Here is a 13,149-nt window from a genome sequence, read left to right as displayed (position 1 = left end):
TCGGCGCACCACATTCATGCTGCGATTTTATTAAAAAGCACTTTCCTGGGCTGCATTTGCGCTTCCTTCAAAATTGAAATTTTCTTTACTTCTATAATACTCATTTACCCGTTCTTTGGTATTGTCTATATCACAAACTTCGAATCCGGTCAGATCACCATTCTTATCCCGCAAGGCAAATACATCAACTTCTCCATCATTCCCGCTGGACATAGAACCGCTAAAACTTTGTCCTTCCCATACTCCGTCCTCAAAGTAACGTACTTTTTTCCCGTTATAATAATATTCGTGTTCTTTTTCATCACGCTTCAAACCATATTTTTCGTATATCTCAGTTGTCTTATCTGTTATTTTCTGATAAATGTGGCTTAACTGCAGAAAGTACCTGCGCTGAAGAGATGCGGCTGCTTCAAAAACGGAATCCCATTTCTGGTAATTCACATCATAGTTTTCGGATCCGTAAACCAGTGCGTCCAGATTATAATAAGCATCATCCTGTACCGTACTTAATTTATCGCATATGTCATGCATAGACTCTTCCAGGCTGTCCAGTTCACTCTGAAAACCGGGATTGCTCCAATCTTTTTCTTTTCCAAGCAGCGTCTTCCGGTCAGCTTCCTTTTTTTCCAGGTCTGCCTTTAGTTTGAGAAACTCGGAATTCACTTCATCGAAAGATTTTTTTAATGCTTTTTCCTGGGAATCATCTCTTTTTCCATCCTCCATAGCGCTCTCACAAGCGTAGGTCTCAGCTATATCGGTCACATTTGATCCAAATACCGACATATCCTTCATCCAATAAGTATCCGCACTTCTGTCTGAGCTGGCTTCACTGACTGCACTGGCTGCACTGACTGCACTAATTTCATTGACTGCGCTGATATCCCTTACACCACTTACTTCACTGACTGCGCTGATTTTATTTATCCGGGATGCGCCTTCGCATCCAGCAGTCTCTTTTTGTCCGGCTGCAAATGCCGTCACTGTCACCCCTGCCAGGACAACAACCCCACAGATTCCCCCGATTACTTTGCCTGTACTTTTGACTTTACCATTTTTGTTATCCGTACATTTCATTTCTTTCATGACTTCTTATCCTCCTTATTGTTTTTTCATATCAGTTTATTCTATCGTAGTAGAATATCTTAAAAACATTCTACTACGATAGAACGTTTTTGTCAAGATTATGTAATAATGATATTAAATAACACATACGAAGCTGCGAAAGATTTGATATTATGATACGTTTTTCTTAAACTAAAGCCAGGTGATCCAGTCCTGATAAATACCTCATTCATATATTCACCCCAATCTTAGAATAGACCCAAATACAAAAGCAAATTGGTGTATGTGCTTGTAACCGCCCCTATGCTTGCCATCAATATCAGCTCTAACTATTACTTTTATCAGACTGAAAACTACACCGCCGTATTTTACTGTGACATTTTAATGCTGCTGGTGATCGGAATTGCATTAAAGCTTTTTACCAATCAACTGATGCAGTGGTGTTTTAGCTACATTAGACAGTTTCCAACTTCATGGAGAACGCGGTCGCCGCCTGCGCCGCTGTCCCCGAGGGGAAGCGTATCCTTTGCTTCACCGCCGTGGATACCAGGCTGCTGCTACTTGAAATGACAAATCCCTATGTAGGCGAAGTTATGATGGACAAACGTGGTCTGCCAGCCAAGTAGAAGACATGGCTGGGGCAGCCGAAGCGTTGCGGCTTTTGTAAAAAGATGCGACGGAAATCTGGTGTATGAGATGGCGAGGGCATATTTCGGGTGCGGCTGATGCTGTGAGAAAAAAGTAAACACTCCCTTCTTTAACGTGCTATCCTGTTCTGGGAACTCACGGTAATGAAGGGAGTGCTTTTTATTTAAGAGTTGAATTGATCAGCCGCTTCCGGCTCCCAATGCGCATCTACAGACGACAGGCGCTGGCACGGGACATTTTATTTTCGGCTGTCGCCGATTTCGCTGACCATTCCAGCCACTCAGGATATCTAGTACATCATTACACAATGCTGTACTAGAGCGTGTTTTAAAATTGCTTTCTGGCAGCTGTGCGTCACAGTTTGTGGGAGATTTGTCCCGGATGAAGGGCGCGTAGCGGGCTACGTAACCTGAATTCGGGGCAAATATGCCGCAAAGTGGGGCGTACAGATGGCAGGAATGAATTTTCAAACAGGCTCTAGGACATCTTCACCTTTTTCACACTGGAATAGCTGCTATAAATTTTCTTGCTGCCAACTCTCTTGTATCTTCTCATTCTGAACTGATAAGTTGTGCCTTTTTTAAGTCCGGACTTTTTCAGACTGGAAGCAGATTTTGATTTGGATGCAATCTTTTTATATTTCTTCCTGCCCGCTTTCATGTAAATCTCAACTCCGTCACACCTTGATGTTTTCTTCCAGGTGATCTTCACCTTTTGGGTACCCGTTTTGCTCACCTTTAACGATGGTTTTGCAGGTACGGTAGCCGTTTTCAAAGTGGAGGAAAAGCCGCCTTCTTTTATTTCCGAACCTATTTGATTGTATGCTTTTACTTTATAGCTGTAATTTGTTCCGTCTTTGAGTCCCGTATTTTTATAACTGAGAGAAGTGGTAGTCTTTACTTTTTTCCACTCCTTCCGGCGGCTGTCGTAACGGTATACATGGTATCCTTTGGCATTGGCAGCCTTTTCCCATGTAATTTTAATACTCTTAGTCTTATTGTAAGACGTCTTCAAGCCTGTTACATTTGAAGGCACCGCCACAATTTGTTTCCAGTGTGCATATACAGTCATGTTTGCAGTGATCCGCGTGGATGCCGTAAACTGTGTTCCTCCGTCTGCTGCCGTAAACCATCCCAGGAACTGGTAACCATTTCTGGATGCGGCTGGCAGTACGGAAATAACGCTTCCTTCATTGACCGTTATGCTTGGTGTATTGGTATTTCCGCCGTTTGCATGAAAGTTAACTACATATGCCGGTACCGGCTTCTTCCCCCATACTGCGGTAAAGGTAATATCCTGAACCAACCTGTACTCGCTGCCAGGCTGATAAGTATTCATACCGTCGTTCCATCCCTGGAAAACAAATCCCTCTTTTGTATAACTGTTATCCGGAAGGGCAAATGAACTTCCCGCCAAAATGGTTACCGGTTCCGGAGATTCGCCTGCTGCTCCTTCTCCGCCTTCAAAATAGGCTGTCACCTCAGTCTCCGGAACATCGCTGAACCATTCTGCTGTGAATACGGTATCCATTCCAGGAACGAGATAAGTATCTCCAGGCTGATAGATGCCGTTTCCGTCATTCCAGCCGTTGAACGTAAATCCTTCTTTCACAAAAGTATTGTCCGGTAACACAACCTGTGCTCCCTCTTCCCCTGTAATGGAAACCGGAGCATCACCAATTGCCCCTTCTCCGCCTTCAAACGATATTGTATAAATCTCAGCGATTTCTTCCTGCCACTGTGCAGTAAATATCACATCATAGGAAGGAACCGTATAAGCATCCCCAGGCTGGTAAATTTCTTCTCCATCTGCCCATCCCATAAATGTGAAGCCTTCTTTTGTAAAGGTATTATCCGGAAGTGCGATCTGCTGTCCTTCCTTTCCCGTCATGGATTCCGGTGCATCTCCGGTTGTTCCTGCTCCGCCTTCAAAAGTAATCTGGTAAGTCTGTTCTTCCTCTTCCGGAATAATCTCATATACATAAAATTCCGCAGCCGAGATAAATTTATCATTGCCGGAATCCCCTCTGGTAGAAGTTGCCCTGATCTGGATTCTTCTGGCATTTATCGTATTGAATATGATTTCTTTTTTATCAGCTGTATCGCTAAAGGTTCCGGTTCCTCCCGGCACTTCCATGAAATCGTCCCCATTTTCCGTAGGGCTGTAATAAAGCTGATAGCCAAGAATTCTTCCATTGATATTATTGGGTCTCGGTACATATTCCAGTTTGCGGAGTATGCGTGATTTTCCAACATCGATTGTAAATTCATTACGGATATTATTTGGAATATCCGGTTTTACAGCTGCACTTCCTGACCAGTTGCTGTGCCAGTAGGTGGTTTCATTGCCATCCACTGCCTGATCTGCATTGCCGTCTGCACCGCTGCCTTCCTGACTTCCCGCCGTGGCAATTAACTCACCGGAATTGATCTTCGTGAGCGTTCCTTTGATTACCAGGGCATCTACTGCCTCTGCCAGTCCCGCCAGTTTTTCATCCAGCTCTTTCTGTTTTACATCCTCTTTTTCAAGTATTTCTTCTGCTGCCGCAACAGCCTGGATTACAGCCTGATAGGAATCTTCTGTATAGAGTTTCGCATCCAGCTCTTTTGCTTTGGCTACTGCTTCCTGAAGTTGTGTCTTGTCAGCCGGAATATCTTTCAGTTTTTCCAATGCATCGGTAATCGCAGCCAATGCTGCCGCTACCTCTTCCCTGGAAGCTTGTGCATATCCAATTACGCCTTCTGCGTCATCCATGGCATTTTTCAATGCGGCATAGGTTTCTTTAGTGTAGTATTTTTCGTCAATCGCTAAGGCTTGAGTGTACTTTTCAATTAAAGATGATTTGTCCTCCGGTACCACCGGATCCGGTTCTGCTGTTACCAGATACATCTCATGAAGTTCCGGTGCTGTCTGGCTCCAGGAAATTTTTATTTCAAATACATCGCTCGCTTCCTGTCCGAAGTCTTCCAATACATTCAGGCTTTTATTTAAAGTGCCGATACTCTTCCAGTCGTCTTTGCCGTAACGTATGGAAACATCTGCATCCGATAGGGTATTCGGGCTTTGAAGAATGGTAATACCAGTCACTTTTGTATTGCCTGATACCCGGTAGGTAAGGCTTCCTTCTCCTTCTTTTTTGGATGAGCGGTAGGTTGTGGACACGTCATTATCGGTTATATAAGAAGGCCGGTGCCCTTTTTCTTCCACATCAGTGGTCACAAACGTTGGATTGTTTTCAACCGGTATATACTCGTTGTCGTTGATTTCCAGCTCATTAAAGCGGATCCATCTTGCATTATAGTCTTTGGTCACCGATATTTTAACATATCTGGCTTCCTGGTTTACCGGTTCTGCTGTAGATAACGTGTAATAAGATATTTCGTGATCCGGAAAACATTCATCAATGGTCACCTGCCCCGGATCTTTATCCGGATTGCCAATCGTAAGGACATCTGTCCAGTTTTCAAGATCTGCGGAAATGGATACCTTTCCATTCCGGATAAAATCCACTTCACTGTCATGCTGCACCATTTTCAGTTTCTTAACAGGAATGGTCTGGCCCAGATCATAAATCATATACTGGCCTTCCTTCTGGGATACACTGAAGTTTGCCTTTGAGCTGCGGTCTCCGTCCACTGCAAGATCCGCATTGGTTATTGAGGATGCTGCAATATTAGATTCCATAAAATGGGGCGCCGCGATTTCTTTTGACCTAACGGCAAACTGGGACAGTTGAAAAGTAACCGGTGCGCTGCCACTGTTTATCAGGCGGACATACCTGATATCCATGCCGCCGGACAGATTCCCCGGATTCACAGCCTCCCATTCCGTTCCGTTGACTGAAGCCTCCATGGTCAGTTGATTCTGCTGTGTATAGTCCGTATTAATTTCGATTACGTTTCGGATTCTTGGCAGCATAATACCCAGATACTGGTTTTTTACAAGTGTAATATTACGGTCATTCACTTCTAAATTAGCGGTATCGGCAGTAGAGACAACGCTCCTTCGGCTTAAAGATGCCACATTTGTATATGCCACCGTGGAAGGGAGCACTTCACCTTCGCTTACCGCAAATTCCCTCACCGCCAGCCATTTGTTCGTGGCAGCCTTTGCCCTTACTCTGACATATCTGGCTTTAATTCCAAGCTCTTCCGCATTAAAATAAATGTCCCGCTTATCGGAATAAGACTCCAGTTCTGTGTAATTTTCTCCGTCCAGGGAATATTCCAGTGCAGCACTTGATATCAGATCTGTTTGCGCCGTGGTAGTTCCCCCCTGAAGGAATTTAATGGTTCCAAGGGTTACTTCCCTTCCAAGATCCAGTCCCAGCCAGCCCCCTGCCGGAAGAGAATCATTTGGTGTGGTTTTGAACCAGGCAAAAGTATTGTCGTCCTTATCCGTTACCTTGTCTTGCGTATATTCATTATAAGTGCCGTTAAATCCATCTGATTTAAGCAGATCTGAATCTACCGGTACAAACGGCCTTGTTTTATCCGCATTTGGATTCACTACGCTGTTTACTTTCGGTCCCAGCAATTCAGATAAATTTTTCACAAATGGAATCAGCCGTTTTGCCCCTGCCTCTACATTCGGAACCGCATCAATATTTACCACCGGGCATTGTCTGGACAATCCATAGTTACTGGATGCTTCAGAGAAGTAACTCCATACATTTTCATAGTCATTATTTTCATACGCCATTGCAGTATTGATATAATTGATTGCTGCTTTCGCCAGATATCTTAAGGAGTCGGTCCATGGAGACAGTTGTTCCTTTAGGTCTGCATTTCTGGAATCCCGTTCAAAAGCGTCTGCCGCATCGGCTATTTTCTGGAATTCATCTGCCAGACGGCCTCCTTTTTCCTGAATAGATGCCCCTGATTGATAGAGTGTCATGAATTCTTCCAGTAAAGGTGCCAGTTCTTCCGATTCTCCCAGTACCAGCCCATGCCCGTTGGGAGAAGGGTCTGATAAATGTTTCGCCATGGTATGTAAAGCCTCGGAAGCATCCGGTTCCACATATTTAAAGGAATCTGCCCAGCTCTTGTCCCGATTGAAATCCTGAATGTTCCAGGCATAATCGGCAACCGCAAAAATCGCAACCTTGGATGGCTCTGACTGCTGCATGGGATTGGTAATCACCCCTGCCAGATTCGTTACATCGGTATTGAGCATCTCACCTTTTCCCATGAGCATGCGCACTTTATTAATATCATTTACCGGCCAGTTCAGCCAGAAAAGCGGTTTTCTTCCTGCCTTTGCATCGGATGTAAGGCCATTGACAAACCCATCCACCGTTTCTTTTGTGACATGTCCGCAGACACTCTGCCCCGTCCAGAAAAAGTCTACATCGTCATTTACCAATTGGTTTGCATTTCTTAAATTTGTCCAGCTGTATCCTGCAAAAGCCCAGTTATATTCCGGTGGGCAGTATAGGATATCTTTTACATCATTTTTACTCTTGCACCAGTCTGTCAGATCATTCAGAAGTTTGGCAATAAGATTTACGGATACTCCGCCCGCATCATCTGCCAGAACACCAAAACGGCGTACTCCTGCATCATAGAGCTGCTGGAATTTCTTTTTAATCGTTGCCAGACTGTCATCATAATTGCTTTCCGTAATACGGTCACTCATAAAAGGATGGATGGTCCAGACAAAATCACACTTGGATTTCCTGCCAACTTCTGCCATCTCCCTGATTTCAGCCAGTTTTTCTTCCGGATACATTTCTCTCCATTTAGAATTGTGGTATGGGTCATCCTTTGGCGCAAATACATAAGCATTGCATTTGATTTCCCCACCGAATTTCATGAGATTCATGCGGTCTTCATTGGACCAGGGCAGTCCATAATACCCCTCAATAAATCCTCTAAGCCCGGTATCTGAAAAATCCGTAACTGTAAAATTCTGCACCTGTTTTCCGGTGATCTGGCGCAATACCATTTTCAGCGTGGATAACGCATAAAAAGCAGCATTGGTATCTTTCCCAACGGCTGCAATGGTATTGTCCTGCGCTGTTAACACATAGGCATCTGTCTGGTTAAAATGATCATCCGTAACTGCCGTATGGTCTGCGGCAAATTGGTCCGCAGCATCTTTTGCTCCTTCTGACCGGTGGATACCTACCAGTAGATTGGTCTTCCCCTCAGCAGAAGCGTCAGTAACTGCGTGTGATACGCTGGCTGTCTCCAGCACATCGTCCACTTTATCTTTTGTTGCCTGGTCTATACCTTCTCCAAAAATTACATTTACTTCATCTGACAGTGTAAAACTGCCATCCGGATACTCCACGTCATGAGGCGTGGGATAGATTTCGTATGCTGTATTTTCCGCAGCCGAAACCTGAAGCGACCCTGAAATTCCACTTAGCTGCACCGATGTCATGGTTAAAACAATAATCAGTAAAAAACTAAGTGCTCTTTTTAATCTTTTCATTCTTAATCCCCCGATCTTTTTATTATTTCATCTGCCTGATTTATTGTCAGGTAATTTTGCCCGCAGCGTGTTTGAAAGCTGGAAGTTACCTTCAAACACGCCCGGACCCTTTCATGGTTTATTTTTTGACATATCTGGCATTTTTAGAAATGTTTGCTTTATTCAGTAATCTTTTGTAGCTGCCGTACTTTTTCTTTGGAACTGTGACTTTTATCTTCTTTTCGGTGTTTTTAAAAGCGTTTTTGCCAATGGATTTTAGTACCTTTGACGAAATCGTCACATATTTTAATTTCTTGCATCCCCGGAAACTTTCTTTTCCGACTTTCTTAATATTGCTGCCCAGAATCACTTTTTTCAGCTTCTTCTGGTTCTTAAATGCCTTATCGGATATTGCGGTAACCTTAAAGGAATAACCGTTTAATTTTACGGTTGATGGAATCTTGATACTGGTACTGTTCTTTTTAGCCGGGCGCCATACAGTTACGGTTCTGGATTTGGATGAAGCAGCAGTTACCTTGTATTTTATACTTCCTACCTTGTGGGTAGTTCCCTTTTTCGGAACCGGTTTTACTTTTACAAGCTCATTTCTGGCTGTATTTAATGCCTTGTAAGCCTGATCCACCGTTGTCTGTACCGCTTTCGGATCACTTAATACATTTGCAGCTGATGCCAGCGCACCGGAGAATTTCTTCCAGGAAGTGCTGGTGTAATCAGAAGCTTTTAAATTCTTGCAGGTTTGGTAAAGATTTTGCAGCGCTGTTTTATTTACCACTGGCTGCGGGTCCTTTTTCTTTAATGCTGCCAATGCGTTCTGTAAGTCAGAAGCCGCCTTGTTTACCTCTTCCTGGGATGCCTTTGGATTATCCAGTACATTCTTTGCTTTTGCCAGGGAATCTTTAAATACCCGGAAGCTTTCATCCGTATATTCCCCCTGGACTTTTTGTTTGTTATCGTCATACAGTTTCTGCAGGGCGGATTTATCAACAATTGGTTTTACGGCAAGATTTTTCACTGCGTTTTGAAGGCCCGTAACTGCTTCCGCTATCTCTGCTTCCGTAGAATCCGGATTGTTCATAATTCCCATAGCTTTATCATAAGCCGCTTTAAATGCGTTCCAGCTCTCCTGGGTATAATCCCCGCGCAGGATACCGGATGCATCTGTCAGCTGTGCCTGCAGTTCTCCTTTGGCATCAGGCTGGTTTAAATTGATTTCCGCTGCTGAACCAAAACCGCCCTCACCTGAGGTAACCTTAAATTGTACATATCTGGCATCCACCGGATCAAAGGATATGGTTTTGGAGGTATTGTCAGCAGCCAGTGTGCCGCTGGAAACCACCTCATAATTACTGCCGTCCTGACTTACCTTTATCTGGTAACCGGTCACAATACCGTTTATGCCTCCGCTTTGACGGGGCAGGTATACAAATTCATGGATACGGTTTACCTGATTCATATCAATGGTAATGGTAGCCGGCAGTTCTTTCATGGATGGCGAATACTGGGTATGCCAGATCGTTCCCGGCTTTCCATCGAATGCAAGTGAAACAGGTCCCTCATTGCCATCAGCTGTTAACGCCTGTTCATTGTCAGAGGATACCGTCCAGCCGCTGGTCGGGATTTGGGAAGGATCATTGATATCATAGCTCTTAGTGATTCTGACATTATCGACATAGCCCTTAAAAGCATTCGTTTTAGAACCGATCCTTGCAAGCGGCAGCACAAAAGAACTGCTTGAAATATTTGTCTTCTTTACCAGTCCTTTATTGGTGAAGGAACCTTTTGCAGAGGAATTAAATGTCCCATTTACATACAAGTCTGTCTTCTGGGGGTTTACACTCAGAATAATATTATAGGTTTTTCCGGCTTCCGGAATAAAGTCAAACTCATATTCATACAATTCCTGGGTATAACCCAGTTTGTTGTTCTCCACAATGCGGATATCATGTGTCCCGTATGGAGAATCCTCTTCAAATATAATCTGCCCGGGCTTTACTTCATCCATCTTAAGGGTAAAGGAAAGCATATTTCCGTCTGATCCCAGCTGTTCTACAGGCGTGGCAGCATAACTTTCACCACCGCCAATTTTTAACATACTGCCGTTTAAATTCTCAGCCTGTCCTACATTTACCATATCGGTCAGGGTTCTTCCATTTGCACTGCTGTCATCTCCAATGCCGCCGTCAAAATTATATTCTGCATAGATGCCGTCTACATCTGTTTCTGTAGAATACGGATTGGAATTAGGAGCTGTGGATATCTGGGATGCCAATGCATCAATGCTGGCAACACTGCCCTTTTCCTTGCCGTTTGCCCAGCATTTTTCGGACATCAGCGCAAGGGAATCGTAGAATCGCTTAAACTCATCTGCTTCCGTCATTCCGGTTGCCCTTTTATCTATATTGTCATTCCATATGGCATAAGCGGCTCCCAGCATCTGCTTGTCCCCGGCAGGAATTGTGGTAAATCCGCCTCGAACGGCAACTCTGTTCGGTGAAAAATCATTAAAAATGGAGTTCTTATTCAGATAATCCCCATAAGCTCCCCGGCTGCCGTTTCCGCTGGGTACCATATAAAGGTATTCATCCTGGGTATTAATCAGGTCATACCCCATATCATACATTTCTTTTCCATCCGCCCAGGATCTTGCCCAGAGATTGATCTGCACATCTTCCACTGCTTCCGGTCTGATCTGCGTAACCGGGTTATCTTTTAACCAGGTAAGTCCTCCCCAGAAACGGACGGTATTCGTTTCTTTCACATGAGGTATCAACTGGTTCAGCAGATTTCTGTATGCTGTAGTACCAGCCTCAAATTCATCTGCCCCTACATGAACTACCGTCTGGGAATCAAATGTGCCGTCTTTGGTGTAGTCATCAAAAATTCCTTCTGTAAAATCAATTACTTCCTGTTTGGATATATCCAGATGATCTACAATGGAACGTTCCTTAAAACGGGGATTCCATCCATTCACCGCATATTCCGGGAACACTTCCGTGATTCCCATGGCATGTGCCGGTACATCCAGTTCCGGAACAATATTGACGCCGTAATTCCTGGAATCCTGAATAAACTCCTTAAATTCCTGTTTGGAATAGTGGTAATCATCGGATGCCAGTGTCTTTCCTTCCTCATTTGCAATAGATGACTCTAAACGGAATCCGCTGTAAGCATCATATGCATCAGCAGGGTTTGGATCACTGCTGTTCTGGTAATCCTCCAGGAATATATAATTGTCACTTAGATGCACCTGGAAATCATTCATTTTGTACCATGCCATATTTTTTACGATATCCTGGAGCATGTCCATGGATACCGGTTTACGTCCTACGTCATATACAAATCCGCGTACCTTATACTTTGGATAATCCCGTGCTTCCCCATAGGGCAGTGCATTTGTATCACTGCTTAATTTCAGTGTCTGAAGAATGGTTCTGGTTGACCAATATGCCCCGGTTGTATGAATGGCATCTACCCTAACCGATTCCCCAATTACCAGATGGTATCCCTCATCTCCCATCATCGTGTCTTCACTGCCCAGCCGGAAATAGAAATCCCCTGCTTCCGGCTGTCCGCCTGTGACAATCTCCAGTTTTTTACCGGTGATATCTTCCAGATCTTTCTGGAACTCCATGGCTGTGGATGCCAGATCTTCGGTCCCAATGACAATTCTTGCATGATCAGAGAGAACAAAATTTTCTGTACTGTCGCTGTACCATTCGGATATCTCCGGAATGACCTGCGGCTTATTGTTTCCGGTACTGTTGTCATGAATTCCCGGGATACTGATGGTATATTCTTCGGTCAGTGTTTCGCTTCCGGTCAGATTATTTTTCATCTTCAGGGCAAGTTTTACATCTTTTGTGGTCAGCGGCTTATGTACAGTCAGGTCATCTGCCACAATCTGTTCCAAATCTGCTCCGTTACTGGTAATAGTAAATCCTTCTTTGTCCGGAATTTCAACAAGGTTTGTATCGGGATTATACACAGGAACAACCGGTGTTTCATCCGGAAGAGGCTCAGCATATGCTTCAAATTCCATTACGGATACATTATTCCAGGTAATAACCTGGCCATCTCTGTTAGCTCCTTCTGCATTATACTGCTCAATTAAAAGACGCAGGTGTCTTGTCTGCACTTTTGTATCCAGATTAATGACATCCCGGAATTTGCCGGGCAGTTTTGTGAACTCTTTAATATTCGTCCAGTCTGTTCCGTTGTCTGATTTCTGGATGCTGTATCTGGTTGCATTTAACCGCTCCCATTCCACTACAACAGAACCAATTGTTTTAACCTCCCCCAGGTCAAAACTTAACCATTTCTGCCCATTTGTGGTGGTACTTGACCAACGTGTACTGAGGCTGCCGTCATTTGCTTTATTTGCCGGAAAATCTGCCGTTTCGTTTCCGCTGGAAGCGGCTTTTGCATTCAGTGCCAGATTCTGAAGTCCGGCTTTTTTATTGGCTGCCTGGCCGGTCGTTTCTCCTTCTGAAAGTGTTTTATCTTCTGTTTTTGTTTTATCTTCTGTTTTTGTTTCACCTTCTGTTTTTGTTTCACCTTCTGTTTTTGTTTCACCTTCTGTTTTTGTTTCACCTTCTGTTGTTATTTCACCTTCTGTTTTTGTTTCTCCTTCTGTTTGGAATTCCCCTTCTGTTAATGCTTCACTCTCTGTCCGGGGTATTAATTCTGTCTCCGGCAGATTTACATTTGCTTCCGTCTCCAGAAGGTTTTCCCGGGTACTCTCCCCGTTTTCTCCTGCACCCTCTTTTGCCAGCCCGGATGTATCTGAATTCCGTGCTGTATTGTGGGATTCTACTGCAGCATCTTCGGAAACCGGACCATCCTGATTAGCCGCTAAGGCATTCACCGGCGGGGCTGCCATTAACATTCCCGCTAAAAACATTGACATTCCTCTGTGTACTAATTTCTTTTTCCACATCTTTATACCTCCTGCATATCGCAGGTCCCACCTGCGATACTACTTTAATAAGTAGTTTGAAAGTT

3 protein-coding genes and 2 pseudogenes are annotated in these 13,149 nt (G+C 44.1%); 1 reads left to right on the top strand and 4 read right to left on the bottom strand.

Annotation, left to right across the window (positions count from 1 at the left end):
* Positions 1–30 precede the first annotated feature (30 nt).
* Together QR40_RS05910 and QR40_RS33025 are read right to left on the bottom strand one after the other, a co-directional pair.
* Positions 31–1,083 (bottom strand): hypothetical protein, encoded by a 1,053-nt coding sequence (locus tag QR40_RS05910; RefSeq protein ID WP_044293883.1) that lies wholly within the window; start codon positions 1,081–1,083, stop codon positions 31–33.
* 806 nt (positions 1,084–1,889) lie between these two features.
* Positions 1,890–2,120: pseudogene (locus tag QR40_RS33025) on the bottom strand (DUF6783 domain-containing protein); the annotation flags it as partial.
* Here QR40_RS33025 and QR40_RS33020 point away from each other — a divergent pair.
* Positions 2,010–2,270: pseudogene (locus QR40_RS33020) on the top strand (DUF6783 domain-containing protein). The pseudogenes QR40_RS33025 and QR40_RS33020 sit on opposite strands and share 111 nt — an antisense overlap.
* On the opposite strand, the gene QR40_RS29545 reads toward QR40_RS33020, so the two are convergent.
* A complete protein-coding gene (locus tag QR40_RS29545) occupies positions 2,188–8,148 on the bottom strand; it encodes a beta-N-acetylglucosaminidase domain-containing protein (RefSeq protein WP_052430716.1) in 5,961 nt (1,986 codons plus the stop codon). The pseudogene QR40_RS33020 and the gene QR40_RS29545 overlap by 83 nt on opposite strands.
* A gap of 118 nt (positions 8,149–8,266) precedes the next feature.
* Complete coding sequence (locus QR40_RS29540; RefSeq protein WP_052430715.1) at positions 8,267–13,084, bottom strand: discoidin domain-containing protein; 4,818 nt, start codon at positions 13,082–13,084, stop codon at positions 8,267–8,269.
* Between the last annotated feature and the right edge of the window lie 65 nt (positions 13,085–13,149).

Origin of the sequence: Robinsoniella peoriensis (assembly GCF_000797495.1) — a bacterium.
Lineage (GTDB): Bacteria > Bacillota > Clostridia > Lachnospirales > Lachnospiraceae > Robinsoniella > Robinsoniella peoriensis.
Note: the sequence above shows the minus strand (reverse complement) of the source record. Positions and strands in the feature narration are given on the sequence as shown.